At 69.8% G+C, this 15662-nt stretch carries 11 protein-coding genes; 7 read left to right on the top strand and 4 right to left on the bottom strand.

The window, feature by feature from the left end; genetic code table 11:
• Positions 1-166 precede the first annotated feature (166 nt).
• Positions 167-3562, bottom strand: a complete 3396-nt coding sequence (locus ABZ434_RS19490) for a CARDB domain-containing protein (protein WP_359137984.1) — start codon at positions 3560-3562, stop codon at positions 167-169.
• Between the two features lie 387 nt (positions 3563-3949).
• On the opposite strand from ABZ434_RS19490, the gene ligD reads away from it, so the two are divergent.
• The 7 genes from ligD (at position 3950) to helR (ending at position 10762) form a co-directional block, all read left to right on the top strand.
• Positions 3950-4918 (top strand): non-homologous end-joining DNA ligase, encoded by a 969-nt coding sequence (gene ligD, locus ABZ434_RS19485; RefSeq protein WP_359137981.1) that lies wholly within the window; start codon positions 3950-3952, stop codon positions 4916-4918.
• 130 nt (positions 4919-5048) lie between these two features.
• Positions 5049-5852 (top strand): methyltransferase domain-containing protein, encoded by an 804-nt coding sequence (locus ABZ434_RS19480; RefSeq protein ID WP_359137978.1) that lies wholly within the window; start codon positions 5049-5051, stop codon positions 5850-5852.
• A gap of 128 nt (positions 5853-5980) precedes the next feature.
• Complete coding sequence (locus ABZ434_RS19475) at positions 5981-6505, top strand: GNAT family N-acetyltransferase (protein WP_359137975.1); 525 nt, start codon at positions 5981-5983, stop codon at positions 6503-6505.
• 89 nt (positions 6506-6594) lie between these two features.
• On the top strand, positions 6595-7005 hold the full coding sequence (locus ABZ434_RS19470; protein WP_359137973.1) for a VOC family protein: 411 nt from the start codon (positions 6595-6597) through the stop codon (positions 7003-7005).
• Between the two features lie 91 nt (positions 7006-7096).
• Complete coding sequence (locus ABZ434_RS19465) at positions 7097-7567, top strand: AraC family transcriptional regulator (RefSeq protein ID WP_359137970.1); 471 nt, start codon at positions 7097-7099, stop codon at positions 7565-7567.
• Positions 7568-7682: 115 nt separating this feature from the next.
• The gene (locus ABZ434_RS19460; RefSeq protein WP_359137967.1) at positions 7683-8060 is read left to right on the top strand and encodes a pyridoxamine 5'-phosphate oxidase family protein; all 378 of its coding nucleotides are present in this window, start codon (positions 7683-7685) and stop codon (positions 8058-8060) included.
• Between the two features lie 557 nt (positions 8061-8617).
• Positions 8618-10762: an RNA polymerase recycling motor ATPase HelR gene (gene helR, locus ABZ434_RS19455; protein WP_359137965.1), complete on the top strand. Its 2145-nt coding sequence runs from the start codon at positions 8618-8620 to the stop codon at positions 10760-10762.
• A gap of 111 nt (positions 10763-10873) precedes the next feature.
• On the opposite strand, the gene ABZ434_RS19450 is transcribed toward helR, so the two are convergent.
• The 3 genes from ABZ434_RS19450 to ABZ434_RS19440 form a co-directional block, all read right to left on the bottom strand.
• Positions 10874-12430, bottom strand: a complete 1557-nt coding sequence (locus tag ABZ434_RS19450) for a pectate lyase (RefSeq protein WP_359137962.1) — start codon at positions 12428-12430, stop codon at positions 10874-10876.
• 747 nt (positions 12431-13177) lie between these two features.
• A complete protein-coding gene (locus ABZ434_RS19445; protein ID WP_359137959.1) occupies positions 13178-14584 on the bottom strand; it encodes a carboxylesterase family protein in 1407 nt (468 codons plus the stop codon).
• A 117-nt stretch (positions 14585-14701) separates the two neighbouring features.
• Positions 14702-15556 carry an acetylxylan esterase gene (locus ABZ434_RS19440; RefSeq protein WP_359137956.1) on the bottom strand — a complete coding sequence of 285 codons (855 nt, stop codon included), beginning with the start codon at positions 15554-15556 and terminating at the stop codon, positions 14702-14704.
• Positions 15557-15662: the final 106 nt, after the last annotated feature.

Here is a 15662-nt window from a genome sequence, read left to right as displayed (position 1 = left end):
GCTGCCCTGTCGATGGGGCGGGGCAGCAATGACCGCGTATGCGCCTTCGCAAGCCCGCGCGAGGCCACCCCGGGCGTGGCCGGGACCGACCCCGGGGGGTGCGGGCCCGGTGGGGGGGGGCGGGGGGGCGGCCGGTGCCGGGGCATCCCGGCACCGGTGGCCGCAGCTACCTCCGGCTCGCCTCCTTCCCCGCACTGCCGTTGATGACGAACTGCGATCCGGGTTCGATCACCACGTCACCGTCGGCAGAACCGGTGATGGTCACATCTGTCAGCGTCGCGCTGCCGCGCGCACCGCCGTGGGCCAGGATTCCGGATCCGTTGACGGAGTTCTCGATGCGGACGTCGCTGATCTGCGCTCCCGGCACGGATCCGCCGCCGGACTTGAACTGGATCCCGTCGTAGGTGGAGTCATGGATGTCGGTGTCGCGGATGGTGACGCCCGGGATGTTCTGCCCGGCCGCGAACAGGGTGATGGCACCGAACTCCTGGGCCTCGCCCCAGAACGCACCGCCCGTGCGGTGCAGCGCGTTGTTGGCGATCAGTGTCTCCCCGGAGAACGGCAGCGGATCGTGGTCCGTGGCCAGCATGATGCCGGGGTAGTTCATCGTGTCGGAGATGATGTTGTTCTCGATCGTGTTGCCGTAACCACCGTAGATCGCGATGCCGTTGGCCCTCCAGGGCAACTGGATCGTGTTGTTGCGGAAGTGGTTGTCGTGGCCGATGTCCACCGACGGGTCCTTGACGTACTTGCTCGACCACACGGCCAGCGAGTCGTCACCGGTGTTCCTGAAGGAGGAATTGAACACAGTCGAATTGCGGGTCCCGTTGGCGAAGTTGATCCCGTCCGCATAGGTGTTGCGGATCCGCATGCCGGTGAACCGGAGGTCGTCACCAGGCCCCCAGAGTTCGGGGATGTTGCTGTAGTCCCGGCCGACCCACACGCCCACGTTGGCGTGTTCCAGCCACACGTTGGTGATCTCGGTGTCCTGGCCGAAGCGCCCGTTCAGGCCCACTCCGCCCTCCGCGTTCCCGTCTCCGCCCCGGATGGTGCCGGAGCCGAAGATCGCCAGGTCGGAGATCTTCGTGTTGTCGTCGATGTCGAAGCCGAAGTTCCCCTCGTGCGGGTGGTTGATGCCGCCCGCGTCCTGGGGTGCGGTGAGCGTGTAGAGCTGGGAGTGCCACATGCCTGCGCCGCGGATCGTGACATCGCTGATGCCGACCTGGTTGTACTGGCCCCGGTTCAGTGGGTCGTCGGTCAGGATCTTCTGCTCCTGACGCCATTGCCCCGGCGGAATCCACACGCAGCCGATGTCACCGTTCTGGTCTGCGGTCACCGCCCGCTGGATGGCGTCCGTGTCGTCGATGCCGTCGTTCGGGACGGCTCCGTAGGCGGTGATCGAGGTGCATCCGGCCGGCTGGGCGATGGCCGGAGCCACCTGCTCCAGGTCGACGAGGTCGATGATGTAGAACGCTGCCGCGTCTCCCGCATCGCGCTGGAGACGGAACTTCGTCCCGGCGGGGTAGGTCTGCCCGAGCAGCGCGTTCGACTCGTCGAAGAGTCTGCGGGCGTCCGCCTGCGGGGTGTTCGTCAGCCCCTCGGGGCTGTCCGTGTCACCGTAGAGCCAGCTGTGCTTGGAGGAGAGAGTCAGTTTCCGTACGAAGGTGTCGTCGGCGTACAGGCTGATCGTGGCCTCCCTCCCGCCGCCTCCCGGGGCGTCGGGTATGGAGTTGCGGACCACGATGGAGTTCGACGGCACGGTCGAGGTGATCTCGACGAACTCGCCGCTGGAGTCGAGCCGCACGGACTTGCGCCCCGAGGATTCGGTGGCGAAGTTGGTGTGCCCGAAGGTGCGCTCCTGATCGGATGTCAGCAGCGTGCCCCGGTAGTCGCCCGATTCCGCCTCGTACTCGGTGTACGGGACCGCGGCCCCGCGGCCGACGACGATGGTGCGTGAGAAGACGTTGTTGTTCTCGTCGGTCTCGGCGACGACGCCGGTGGCGTCGGCCGTGGCGGTCAGAGCGGCGCCCCCGCTCTTCGCGGTCCAGGTCCCGCTCATGGCCACTGTGACCGTGCCGTGGGAGGGGATCGCGCCCGTGGCGCCGCTCAACGTGGTGTTCTCCGCGAGGAGACGCGTGACGGTGGAAGCGGCAACCCCCGTGGTGCCGCGGTTGTGCACGGACACGGAGAAGGTGACTGCGGCGCCCACCGCGGGGTTCGACGGGCTGGACGTGATGCCGAGCACCTCCAGGTCGGGGCCCGGGCTCTGCCCGATCTCGAGCTTCGTGGCGGCGGTCCGGCTGTTGTTGCTGTTGTCCTGCTCGACGATCGTGTCGGTCGGGTCGACCACCGCCGAGACGCTGTAGGCGCCCATCGGCCGCTTGCCCACCCCGATCCGCACGACTGCCGAGGCTCCGGCGGCGAGACCGCCCACCGGCGCGCTGCCGGCGACCACGCCCTCCACGCTGACGTCGACGGTCGTCGCCGCGGCAGCCGCTGTACCCGTGTTGCGCACGGTGGCGTTCACCGTGACGTCGTCCTTCTCGGACGGCGATGCGGGTGACCAGGTCAGTTCGGACACGATCAGGTCCGGGTTGGGGGCGGCGGTGCCGACGACCTGGATCTCGGCTACCTGGGCGCCGGGAGCACCCGTGTTGGAGTAGAACTTCAGCTGCACGTCGGCGTACCGCCCGGTGACCGGGATGGTCACCGTGTTCTCGTTACCGGCGGGGTCGAAGACGTGGTCGGCCCGGCTCTTCAGCGGGGTGAAGCCCGTGCCGGACTGGGCGCGGCCGAGTACCTCGATGCACTGCGTACGGGTTGCCCAGGCGAGGTCCGGGGAGAGCCTGACTACGACGGCCTCGAGGTCGGCGTCGGCGCCGAGCTTCACCGTCAGCGCGGAGGGGTATCCGGCGGATTCCCAGTACGTACCGACCTCGCCGTCGTTGGCGTGCGAGGCCACGTAGGTCTGTACGGACGACGACGCCTGGATCGGCTTGTTCAACGCCAGGTTGGACCCGGCGGCGGGCGGCGGGCCGGGGTCACCGGTTTCGTCGCCGCGGACCTCGACCTGGGAGAGCTGTGCGGCGTTCCAGCCGCTGTTGGCGGTCACCTGCACACGGATGTACCGCGCCTCCTCTGCGGTGAATCCGAGGGTCACGGTGTTGCCCGTCGCCGGACTGAACTCCCGGGCGGCGGAGGCGGACAGGGTGCTGAAGGTGGTGCCGTCCGTACTGCCCTGGATGGCGATGGTCTGGGTCCGGGCCTCCCAGGTTGCCGGAAGCTTGAGCACCACCTGGTCGACGTCGAACCGGTTGCCGAGATCGATCCGGACCCACTGCGGGAAGGCGGCGGGGCTCTCCCAGTACGTCTGCTGGCTGCCGTCGGCGACGTTGGACGCCGGGTAGGCGCCGTGCGCCCCGCTGGTCGTCACGGGCTTGCCGAGGGCGAGGTCGAGGTCCTGTACGGCTGCCGAGGCGGCGGCAGGCAGGAGCCCGACGGCCATCAGCGCGGCGGTCACCGCGCCGGCGGCCAGCCGTCGGCCGAATTGCTTCCATCTCATGCTGTCCTCTGTTCCGTGGGGCCACGGGCCGGCAGCACGCGTGGAGCACCGCCGCCGCGCGACGCGCACGGCGTCAGGAGGTCGGGGAAGGCCGGGTGCGGGCTGCCGGTACACCGATGGGGGCGATCGGGGACGCCGGCAGGAGGGAAAGCAGACCACCCGCCGGAAACTCACGCATATTGCTTCGCTTTTTGAGCGATCTGATTCATTTTTTGCAGCGTTGCGGTGACAGGTTTCTAGCAGGCTCCGCATTTGTCAACGGTCCTCACACCGGCATCCACCGCCCACCGCTGTCTGCGATGCTCAGCGCCGTACCTTCGCGGCGGGCTCGTGGGCATCCATCCGCCCCGCTCTGCGCAGGTCCTCCGGAGGTTCGATCATCGGGCTATGGCTCCGATTCATCCCGGCACCCTCCGGTCACCCCCGTCGATCGCACCGATGCTGGCGGTACCGGGCCCGCTCCCCGTGCCCGACGCGGACTGGGCATTCGAGACCAAGTGGGACGGTGTCCGCTGCATCCTGAGCTCGACGGGCGACGGAGCGGTCCGACTGGCCTCGCGGGCCGGTAACGACATCACGGTGACGTATCCGGAACTGCAGGCGCTGGGCAGCGAGCTGCGCGGACGCGGTGTGGTCCTGGACGGTGAACTCGTGGCCCTCGACGATTCCGGACGGTCCGACTTCGGCCGGCTCCAGAGCCGGATGGGCGTGGTGGACGCGCGGCGCGCCGGCCGCCTGGCACTGGACTGCCCGGCGCACCTGATGATCTTCGACGTCATGTACCTCGACGGCCGTCGTCTGCTCGGCGTCACGTACGCGGAGCGCCGCGAGATCCTGTCCGCCCTGGGGCTGGCCGGGGCGCACTGGTCGGCACCGTCCCACGTGCACGGACGCGGCTCACAGGTGTGGGACGCCGTGGTCCGTGAAGGTCTGGAGGGTGTGGTCGCCAAGAGGCTCTCCTCGCCGTACGTGCCCGGCACCCGATCGGCCCACTGGCGCAAGACCAAGCGGGTAGAGACCCTGGACGTGGTCATCGGTGGCTGGACCCAGCGACGGGGCGCCGCCAAGGGTGTCCCGGGAGCGGTGCTGGTCGGCGTGACCGGGCCCTCCGGTCTGCGGTACGCGGGATCGGTGGGGTCGGGCATGTCCGAGCGTGAACAGGGCGAACTCGCGGCGTACTTCGAGGTCCTTGCGCGATCGACGTCCCCCTTCGACGACCCGGCCGACGTGGCGGGCGCGCACTGGGTGGAGCCGCGACTGGTCGCGGAGGTCACCGCGACCGAGTGGACCAGGGGCGGCCGGCTGCGCCATCCGGTCTGGCAGCGACTGCGGCCGGATCTGACCCGGCTGGACTGACGAGGAGCCGCCCGCATCACGGCGGCGGCCGGCCCAGGGCCTTCTACGGAACCGGCCACGGGCCACCCGGCCGGGCGGGCTCCCGGCGCAGGCCGGGTGGCCCGTCCGCGGCCTCTGACAAGATCGCGCCATGGCTGAACACGACACGGAGCGCGGCTACCTCCTGGACAATCGCCGGCCGGAGGCGGGAGTCCGCTTCGGGGCCCTCAGCGAGCTCTTCGATCCGGTGACGTTCCGGCATGTCGACGAACTCGGAATCACGACAGGCATGAGGTGCTGGGAGGTCGGCGCCGGCTCTCTCTCCGTACCCCTGGGGCTGGCCGAGCGGGTCGGCCCGACGGGAGCCGTGGTCGCCACCGACATCGACGTGTCGTGGACACGGGGCGTCCCCGGCGACGTGATCGAGGTGGTGCGCCACGACGTGGCGGCCGACCCGCCGCCACCCGGTGGTTTCGACCTCGTCCACGCGAGGCTGGTCCTGGTTCACGTCACCGACCGGGCCGAGGCGCTGCGCCGTATGGTCCGGGCGCTGCGGCCAGGCGGCCGACTGCTCCTGGAGGATGCGGACCCGGGCCTGCAGCCGCTGCTGTGCCCCGACGAGTCCGGCCCCGAGCAACGGCTGGCCAACCGGCTGCGGTCCGGCTTCCGTGCGTTGATGGCGGCTCGTGGCGCGGACCTCACGTACGGACGGACCCTGCCCCGGCTGCTGCGCGAAGCCGGCCTGGAGGATGTACAGGCCGACGCGTACTTCCCGATCACCTCGCCGGCGTGCTCCGTCCTCGAGGCGGCGACCGTGCGGCAGATCCGGAGCCTTCTGGTGGAGGAAGGACTCGCCACCGACGAGGAGATCGAACGCCACCTGGCCAACGTCTCCACCGGACGCCTCGACCTCGCCACCGCCCCCATGGTGTCCGCCTGGGGGCGGCGCCCGTGACCCCCGGCGGAGTTCCGGAACGACCGGAGGGCAGCGTGCGGGACCGCACAGCGCTCAGCCGGCGGCCCGGCCCGCGTCTGCGTGACACGACCGCCGGGTGGCAGGAACACCCGTGCGAGGATCGCGAAATGAGCGATCTGCACTTCCGTCCTGCCGATGAGGCCGACCTCGCCTCTGTCGTGCGCCTGCGCGACGACGCCGCACGCTGGATGCTCGCCCGGGGTGTCACGGGCCAGTGGCGACCGGGTGAGCTGAGCGGTGACCACTTCCGCCGGGTCATGGAGACCGGTGAGGTGTGGCTCGCGGAAACGGCCGGTCGCGTCGTCGGGGCCTGGGAGCTGTGGTGGCAGGACGAGGACGCCTGGGGTCGACAGTCGTCGCCGGCCGGCTATGTGCACCGGCTCATGGTGGATCACCGCCGGGTCCCGCCCGGGGCGGGCAGGCAGGTGCTGCGTGCGGCGGAGCACCGCGTGGCCGAGGCGGGCCGGCCCTTGGTACGGCTGGACTGCCTGGCCGGCAACTCCCGTCTGACGACGTATTACCTCGACGCCGGGTACCGGGTTGTCGGGCACAAGGAGGGCAAGCCGCAGCCGGACGGCACACGCAAGTCGTTCACCCTTCTCGAGAAGCCCGCACCGGCTGGTGACGCGTAGCCGCACCGGCCGACGCGCGGGAACGAATCGACGGGATCGATCAGGAATCGAGAAGCGCGGCCGACGGGGTCGGACCTAGCATGATCTTCATGGACATCAGCATTCACACGAGCTTCCTTCCGCACGACGACCCGGATGCGTCCGTGGCCTTCTACCGCGATGTTCTCGGCTTCGAGGTCCGCAGCGACGTCGGGCAGGGCAAGATGCGCTGGATCACGGTCGGCCCCGCCGGGCAGCCCAGCACGTCCATCCTGCTGGCGCCACCGGCCGTCGATCCCGGCATCACCGAGGACGAGCGCCGCACCATCACCGAGATGATGGCCAAGGGCACCTACGGGTGGATCCTGCTGGCCACCCCTGACCTCGACGCCACGTTCGAGAAGGTGCGGTCGAGCGACGCCGAGGTCGTGCAGGAGCCGACCGAGCAGCCGTACGGCATCCGCGACTGCGCCTTCCGGGACCCGGCAGGCAACCTGGTCCGCATCCAGGAACTGCCCTGACCGTCCGCCGCCGGTCCGGCAGGGCGGTCGGCTCCGCACCGGCAACCGCCGCACTCCGGACACGCTCGGACGCTGACGAAACGGAGTTCGCATGTGTCAACCCGCGTGGGGGCGTGCCCGCATCGCGGCGCAGCGCCTGCACGACCTCGCCCGGCTGCGTCGCGTACGCGACCGGATCGACCGGGAGTACGCGCAGCCCTTGAACATCGAAGCGCTCGCCCGCGGCGCGAACATGCCGGCAGGGCATCTCAGCGCCCAGTTCCGGCTGGCGTACGGCAGTTCGCCGTACACGTATCTGATGGGCCGTCGCATCGAGCGTGCCACTGCCCTGCTGCGGCACGGCGGCCTCGGCGTGGCCGATACGCGCCGCCTTGTCGGCTGCGCTTCGCCGGGCATCTTCCGGACGCGCTTCACCGAACTGGTCGGGGTGCCGCCGCACGTCTACCGACACCGAACAAGGAGCGGCGTGGCGGGTACGACAGCGTGGGTGCCGAAACAGGCGGCCGGGCAGGCCGACGGGGGGCGGGTACCGGCCGCCGAGCCGGAGCCGTCCTGCAGGTGAACGGAGTCGGTGCGGAACGGGGCCTCCGCGCGTCAAGCCCCCGCGCGACCCGGCCCATGACCGAGGAGCCCCTCTCCGAAGAAGGGTTCTCCGCGCAGCAACGACCGGAGGAAGCATGGCGGCCGCGCCACCCCGTGGACGTGAAGAGAGGCTGCGGGACACGCGGGCCCGGCTGGAGAGCGAGATCGACCTCTGGGTCGCGACGTCCGGTTCGCCGGGCGGCGTGCACCTCGTCCCTCTGTCGTATCTCCGGGACGGAGCCGTGTTCCTCGTCGCGACACCGCGCGCCTCCCTCACCGGTCGCAACCTGCTGGCGGACGGCCACGTGCGACTCGGCCTCGGGCCGACCCGCGACGTCGTCGTGGTCGACGGGACCGCTGAGCCGGTGGACGTCGCAGGTCTCGCGCCCGGGACGGGCGCCACGTTCGCGGCCCGGACCGGCTTCGACCCGCGCGAAGCGGCTGCCTCCGTCAGTGCATACAACGGGCCGTAGAAGTAGCTGAGTTGGCGATTCGTGCGCGCGAGCCGTTCCTGGCGCTGCGACAGGCGCAGACCGTTGAGGTACGAGGCTGCGAAACCGAGGAAGGCAAGTGCGATGGTGACGGCTGCCGTGGTCATGACGCGATGCTGACGACCTCGTGCACGATGAGAGCCGTCACTGCATCCGTGCAGGTCAAAGGCTCGGGCGCCGCGATGACGAGAGCCGCTGACCTGCGGCGATCCTTGTCGTGCACGAGGTCGTAAGAGCTGTCCCGCGGAAGGGAAACGCGACTTCCCTGCCCGTCCGTCTGTTCCTGTCTGCCAGGAACACAGTGGGGGCGAGAGCAAAAGGGAGAACCCACCTCTTGCCACTCTTAACTTATAGCGCAGTGGGGGGCTTGCGGCAAGGCCCCGGTCATACCTCAGAATCGCTCGTCGAGGCCAGAAGCCGCAAAGACGGGGAGATTCACCACGTGCGTAGGTTGTTGCCGGTTCACGGGTTGTGCGACGAGGTGCGGGAGTGCGCGCCGACGGAATCCACGAGTTCGCCCTCGGATCGGAGCTGATGACATGACCCCCCTGACCACCACCGCGTTCGATCTTCCTGACCGTCTCGCCCCCAAGGCCGCGCCGGAGCTGATCGACGGCGACGAGAAACACTTCGCGGCCATCGCCGAGTGCCTCGAGCAGTCGATCGCCGAGCTCTCCGCGCGCCTCGATGCCGAGCGCAGGTCGCCCGGCGGCATGGGCCGCCAGGCGATGGACCGGGACATCGAGATCCACCGGCTGACCGCCCGGCTGCGTACGTTGCGCCGGTTCGGCCTGGATCTGTGTCTCGGGCACATGGCCGGCGCGGACGGCCCCGAGCCCGTGTACATCGGGCGGCTCGGCCTCACGGACAGCACGGGCCGCCGACTGCTGCTGGACTGGCGCTCTCCTGCGGCCGAGCCCTTCTTCGGAGCCACCCATGCCAACCCGATGGGTCTGGCGAGCCGCCGCAGGTACCGCTGGACCCGCGGCCGGGTCAGTGACTACTGGGACGAGGTGTTCACCCCGGACAGGGCCGCGGGGCACGCGGCGCTCGACGACCAGTCCGCTTTCATCGCCACCCTGGGTGGCAACCGGTCGGCACGGATGCGCGACGTGCTCGGCACCATCCAGGCCGACCAGGACGCCATCATCCGCGCGGGATCCCGTGGCGCTCTCGTCGTCGACGGCGGACCGGGCACCGGAAAGACCGTCGTCGCGCTGCACCGTTCCGCGTACCTGCTCTACTCCGATCCCCGCCTCGGCCACCACCGCGGCGGCGTGCTGTTCGTCGGACCGCACGAGCCCTATCTGGGCTACGTGGCCGATGTGCTGCCCAGCCTCGGCGAGGAGGGCGTGCAGACCTGCACCTTGCGGGACCTCGTCACCGAGGGGGCCGCGGCGGCGGTCGAGGCCGACCCGGAAGTCGCCCGTATCAAGTCGTCCGCGGATCTCGTGAAGGCGATCGAGGCGGCCGTCGGGTTCTACGAGGAGCCCCCCGCAAAGGGCATGACGGTCACGACCGAGTGGTCCGACATCCGGCTGAGCGCGGACGACTGGGCAGTGGCGTTCGAGGCGGCGCCCGGAACTCCGCACAACGAGGCGCGTGACCAGATCCTGGAGGAGCTCGTCACCATTCTGGTGGACAGGCACGACGGCGACGTACCGGAAAAACATCTCCGTAAGTCCCTCATGCGGAACCGGGAGTTGCTCGCCGTCTTCGACGGTGCGTGGCCGCTGATCGAAGCGGCCGACCTCGTCGGGGACCTGTGGTCGGTGCCCGCCTACCTGCGCACCTGCGCTCCCTGGCTGAGCCGCGACGACGTGTCGCGACTGCAGCGCACGGACGCGCAGGCCTGGACGGTGTCCGACCTTCCGCTCCTGGACGCGGCACGCCGGCGGCTCGGCGACCCGGAGACATCGCTGCGACGGCGGCGGCACGCCACCGCCGTCGCAGCCGAGCGTGAGCACATGGCTCACGTCATCGACTCCCTGCTCGAAGCCGACGCCGACGGCGAAGGTGCGGTCACGATGCTGCACGGCCAGGATCTCAAGGACACCCTGGTCGACGGATCCGCGCTGCCCGGCGGCGCGCCGGACCCTCTCGCCGGGCCGTTCGCACACATCGTCGTGGACGAGGCCCAGGAACTGACCGATGCCGAATGGCAGATGCTGCTGCTCCGCTGCCCGTCGCGGAGCTTCACCATCGTCGGGGATCGCGCACAAGCCAGGAACGGATTCACGGAGTCCTGGGAAGAACGGCTGGAGCGGGTCGGGTTCGACCGGATCAGCCAGGCCTCCCTGGGCATCAACTACCGCACGCCGGAAGAGGTCATGTCGGAGGCCGAGCCGGTCATCAGGGCCGCCCTCCCCGATGCCAACGTGCCGGCCTCCGTCCGCAGCAGTGGGATTCCCGTGGTCCACGGACCCGCCGACCGCCTCTACACGGTCCTCGACACCTGGCTCGCCGCACATGCCGAAGGGACCGCCTGCGTCATCGGCGACCCCACGTTCCGGGCGAGGCCCCGGGTGCGTTCCCTGACCCCGGAGCTGTCGAAGGGGCTCGAGTTCGACCTGGTCGTCCTCGTCGACCCGAAAGCATTCGGCACGGGGATCGAAGGAGCGGTCGACCGCTATGTCGCGATGACCCGCGCGACCCAGCGGCTCGTCGTCCTCACCAGCCCCTGACACAGCGGCATGACCGCCCCTGGGACGGTCATGCCGACAGCGCTCCGACGTCGCTCACTGTCGGTCCGGATCCGGTGGCGCCGGAGCCGGACGGACAGCGCGAGACCGCCGCTACCCGGCGTAGGTCTCGAACTCGGCGATCTTCGGGGTGCCGCTCGAGCCGGTGATCTGGAAAGTGATCTTGCTCAGCGAGGTCTGCGGGATCGTGATGGCCCCGGCGCCGGTACCGGAGGTCAGCACCGCGCCGGTGTCCCCGTTGAGCACCTTCCAGGACCCGATGCTGCCGGCGGAGCCGGACGCCTCCCGGATGTTGATGGAGGAAACAGAGGTCGCCGAGCCCCACTTGACCGAGACCGAGCCGGTGGCTCCGGCGGGCGACCAGTAGGTGCTCAGGTCACCGTCCCGCACGTTGCCGTAGCTCGTCCCGGCGGCCTTGCTGGACCCGTCGGCGCCCGCGCCGATGCTGAGGTTGGTCCCGGTGGGCTCGGTCGGGTCGGTCGGGTCCGGCGTGGGGTCGGTCGGGTCGGGCGTCGGGTCGGTCGGGTCCGGGGTCGGCGTCTGCGTCGAGCAGTTGCCGTCCGACACCTTCAGCCCCTTGTTGGCGCCTGCGGTCTGGGCCACGATGCCCGGCACGCAGGAGGCCGCGTCGAGGCTGTAGGCGTAGGGGATGCTGACGGTGGTGTTGGACTTCGGGTCGGGCCCGGCGGGGTTGTTCTCGCTGCTGCGGGCGGACCACGTCACGTTGTCGAACGTGTTGCCGCTGACCTGCCAGTAGCCGGCCGCGTCGGTGTAGAAGGTGCCCAGGACGTCCTTGGAGTCCTTGAAGTAGTTGTTGTCCACCTTCGCGCGGGCCCCCGCCCGGGAGTTGATCCCGGACTCATTGAGCTTCACGTAGTAGTTGTTGTAGATGTGGGCGATGCCGCCGCGCAGCAGCGGTGTGCGGGAGTCGAGGTTCTCGTACAGGTTGTGGTGGAACGTGACGAAGCCGTTGGAGAGTTCGGTCTCGCTCGAGCCGATGAGGCCGCCACGGCCGGAGTTGCGCAGGGTGCTGTAGGAGAGCGTGACGTACTGCGTGTTGTCCTTCATGTCGAAGAGGCCGTCGAAGCCTTCCGACTCCCCTCCCGAGGCTTCCAGGCTGCTGTGGTCGACCCAGACGTTGCGGACGTCGCTCTCCATGCCGATGGCGTCACCACCGTTGGACGTGGGCGAGCCCGACTTCTTGACGTTCCGGACGGTCACGTTCTGGATGATGATGTTGCTGGACTGGCGTATGTGGATGCCCAGTTGATCGAAGACGGCACCGCTGCCGACACCGACGATCGTGACGTTGCTGATCTGCTTGAGTTCGATCACACCGGCCGCGGTGTTGCAGCTGTCGCCGGACACCTTGGCCGTGTTGGCGTGGTTGATCGTCCCCTCGACCTCGATGGTGATAGGGGTGCTGCTGCTGGCCCGGCTGCACAGAGCCTGGTGGATCGCGGTGCCCGTGGTGGCCCGGACCGTCTGTCCGCCCGCACCACCGGTGGTCCCGCCGTTCTGCGTTGCGTAGCCGGTGGCACCGGTCGTCGCGGCCGATGCCGAGGGCATCGACACGACGACACCGGTCGCGGCGGCGAGGGCGGCCGTGGTCAGCGCCGCATACAGGCGCAGTGCGACTCGTCTTTTCATCCTGGTATCTCCCTGTTCGTCTGCGAAGGCCGGGCGCAAAAATGGCATGCTCATGTCATTCCAGTGGCCGGTCGGCTGCCGCGGTCACCGGACAGGCCGCGATCGGCGTGGTTGCGCGTGCTCTTCTTCGGTGCGATCGGACGGGCCGCGCCGTTGCGGCCTGAAGCTGCAAGTACGTCGGCACCGGCGGCGGGGTCACCGCTGCCTTTGCCACAGGAGGACGCCGCCCCCGAAACCGCGTGGGACGGCTCGATGCGTCGTCGTCATGGCGTGGTTCGCGACCCCATGACACGTCGGCACCGCGGTGCGGCCCCATGCCGGATCGGTGGCGGCTCACTCATGGAGTCGCGGCAACGGCCGTGACTCCACTACCACCGGAACGGGGTCCACACAAAATGGAAAGCGCTTTCTCCACGTGAGAATAGGACCGCGCGCGCTGGGCTGGCAAGGCTCTGGACGCACCCACGCGGTGAAGCGCTTCAACTGCCTGCCCAACTGCCCTACGATTGCTGCATTTAGAGGTGAATGCGTTGCACGTTCAGCGAGCGCCGGAGCTGTCGGCAGCCCTCCTGTCACGACTGGATCCGCGAGAGCAAGCGCATTCTTTCAATGCGGCCGTAGTCGCGGTGACCCCAGGCACCCGTCGCCGGCCCTGTCTCGCGGGCAGGCCCCCGCGCAAGGAATCGCACCGCCGTCCGTGGCGGTGCGTTCCGTGCGTGGGGCCGCCCGGGCAGTCGTCGGCGAGCCCTACGGCCGGAGCCAGGGCTGCAGTTCCTCCTGGCGCGGCGCGAGGGCCACCCCCGTGTCCGGGTGGTCGAAGACCATCACCGGCCGGCTCTCGTTCCAGGCGGACCAGCCCGGGTCCCCCGAGGAGGCGAATGCCACCCAGGCCCGGTGCATGACGTCGGCCAACGGCTGAGGAGCACCGGGGCCGGTGAGTTCTTCACCGTGGCGGAGGTTGTCGAAGACGAAGCCGATCTCCAGTGCATGGCACGCGCCCAGGCCCAGAACGGGCGAGCGCCACGCGAACTCGTACAGGAACGTCCGGTCCGGCCGCGAGTCGGCGAGCCGGTTGAGCGGTCCTCGCAGCAGCAGGTCCGTGGCCATCTCCCCGAGGATCACCCCGGGCTTCGCGCCCGGTCTGGTCGTCCTGTACAGCCGGGCGACCCTCCCCGGGATCCGGAACTTCAACAGGGCCAGTCGCAGCGAGAGACCGCTGATGCGGTCCACCATCCCGCTGGGCACGAACCACAACCGGTACTCCTCCCGGTTGGAGCCCATCAGCAGGTCGACCGTGGGCTGTGACGGTTCGGCCGGAATCACGTCGCCGTCGACCACGAGGTGGAATCCGGGGCCGCCACTGATCGGGTCGGCCTTGCCGACGACTGCGGTCTGTACGTCCAGGAGGAGCCCGCGGTCCACCGCCGCGAACGCCTCCGCCGTGGCGGGCACCCGCAGCGCCTTCGCCATCGCAGCCACGGTCTTCGCGCCCCGGTTGCGTGACACCGTCTGCGGCGGGCCGCTCTGCAGGACCGCCCGGTGGAACAGGCCCGCCGCGCGCGGGCTGGTCATCAGGGCGGCGATGCTGATGGCCCCGGCGGACTCACCGCACACCGTGACGCTCCCCGGGTCCCCGCCGAACGCCGCGATGTTCTCCCTCACCCAGGTCAGCGCCGCGATCTGGTCGAGCAGGCCCCGGTTGTCGGGTGCGTCGGGGAACACCCCGAACCCCTCGACCCCCAGCCGGTAGTTGACGGTGACCAGGACCACGCCGTCGCGCGCGAAGGCCCGGCCGTCGTAGAGGGGCACGGCACCGGAGCCGTTGCGCAGGGATCCTCCGTGGATCCACACCATCACCGGCAGCGGCCTGCCCTCGGTGTCCGGGGTCCAGACGTTGAGGTTGAGGCACTCCTCCCCCGGGATGTCCACGTCGGGAATCAGCTGGTCGAGCGGCGGCCGGTAAGGGCGCTGCGGCGCCGTCGGCCCGTAGTCCAGCGCGTCGCGCAGCCCTTCCCACGGCGCGACGGGCGCGGGAGCACGAAAGCGATGGGGGCCGAACGGCGCGGCGGCGTAGGGGATTCCGAGGAAGGTGGCGATTCCGTCCCGGACGCGGCCCCGGACCCGGCCTCGGGAGGTGGTCGCGATGGCGTCCATGTCCGTCCTTTCACAAGATGTGCCCGCCTCCCCCGGCGCGCGAGAACGCAGAGGAAGGCGGTACGGGGAGATCGGGCACCACAAGCATCGCGGTGCCGGGCGGCGGGGCATCGTCTGTTACGGCGTGGCGGCCACCGGGGTGCTCAGAGCGAGGTCGTTGCGGCGGACGTCGGACCAGGTCGCGGAGTCGATGCAGATGCCGCACGCGGGGCCGAAGAACTGGGCACTGGCGGCCGGGTCGCCCATGAGCTGGGCCCGGAACCACGCGGTGGTCGGTGCCGCGAACGGCCCGGGGTCTCCGACGATCGTGAAGTGGTCGGCGCCGCGCAGTTCGCCGTAGAGGGCCGGGATGTGGTCGGCGGCGTTGTAGAAGGCCTTGACCAGGAAGGGGAAGACGATGCTGTCCTTCTCACCGGCCAGGAGAAGTGCGGGGACGTGCACGGCGTCGATGTCGGCCAGTGGGCCCGGCTGGATCGGCAGGATGGTGTCGATGCGGGGGTCCGCGCCGACGACGATGGCGGCAGCGCCGCCCTGCGAGTGACCCGAGGCCCCGATGTGTGCCAGGTCCACGCGGTGGTGGAAGATGCTGTCCGAGTCGGCGTTCCTTCGGGTGAGCATGTCGATGCCCGCCCGCATGGAGATGCCGAGGTTGGACTGCGGGGTGTTCGCGGCGGCGACGATGAAGCCCTGGCCGGCCCAGTGGAGCAGCAGGTCCCGGTAGACGAGGGGAATCCCGTTGGTCCCGTTGCCCCAGACGATCACGGGGTGGAGGCGGTCACTGTTCGCGATGTCACGCGGGTAGTACAGGGTGGTGATCGCGCCGACTTCCACAGCGGTGGCGTAGGGCCCGGGGGCACCGAAGTCACTTGCGGCGGGCGCCGTAGGCGCTGGTGCCGCGCCCGCACCGGCCGGCAGGGACAGGACCATGGCGAGTGCGGCCAACAGGACGAGCGGTTTCCTTCTCCACGACACGGGCATCTCCTGACGTCAGGGCGAACTGGGCGATTCTCGGGATCACATCGGTGCTCGATGGCGCATCCAGGGGAGCGACGGCCCGTCGTCTCTGCACCATCTCGGC

It is taken from the genome of Streptomyces sp. NPDC005761, assembly GCF_040630635.1.
GTDB lineage: Bacteria > Actinomycetota > Actinomycetes > Streptomycetales > Streptomycetaceae > Streptomyces.
The sequence above is the reverse complement of the archived record's forward strand: the minus strand, read 5'-3'. Positions and strand labels throughout refer to the sequence as shown.

Coding starts and splice junctions, on each gene's coding strand:
- ABZ434_RS19490 (WP_359137984.1), bottom strand. CDS start 3,562: ATGAGATGGAAGCAATTCGGCCGACGGCTGGCCGCCGGCGCGGTGACC.
- ligD (WP_359137981.1), top strand. CDS start 3,950: ATGGCTCCGATTCATCCCGGCACCCTCCGGTCACCCCCGTCGATCGCA.
- ABZ434_RS19480 (WP_359137978.1), top strand. CDS start 5,049: ATGGCTGAACACGACACGGAGCGCGGCTACCTCCTGGACAATCGCCGG.
- ABZ434_RS19475 (WP_359137975.1), top strand. CDS start 5,981: ATGAGCGATCTGCACTTCCGTCCTGCCGATGAGGCCGACCTCGCCTCT.
- ABZ434_RS19470 (WP_359137973.1), top strand. CDS start 6,595: ATGGACATCAGCATTCACACGAGCTTCCTTCCGCACGACGACCCGGAT.
- ABZ434_RS19465 (WP_359137970.1), top strand. CDS start 7,097: ATGTGTCAACCCGCGTGGGGGCGTGCCCGCATCGCGGCGCAGCGCCTG.
- ABZ434_RS19460 (WP_359137967.1), top strand. CDS start 7,683: ATGGCGGCCGCGCCACCCCGTGGACGTGAAGAGAGGCTGCGGGACACG.
- helR (WP_359137965.1), top strand. CDS start 8,618: ATGACCCCCCTGACCACCACCGCGTTCGATCTTCCTGACCGTCTCGCC.
- ABZ434_RS19450 (WP_359137962.1), bottom strand. CDS start 12,430: ATGAAAAGACGAGTCGCACTGCGCCTGTATGCGGCGCTGACCACGGCC.
- ABZ434_RS19445 (WP_359137959.1), bottom strand. CDS start 14,584: ATGGACGCCATCGCGACCACCTCCCGAGGCCGGGTCCGGGGCCGCGTC.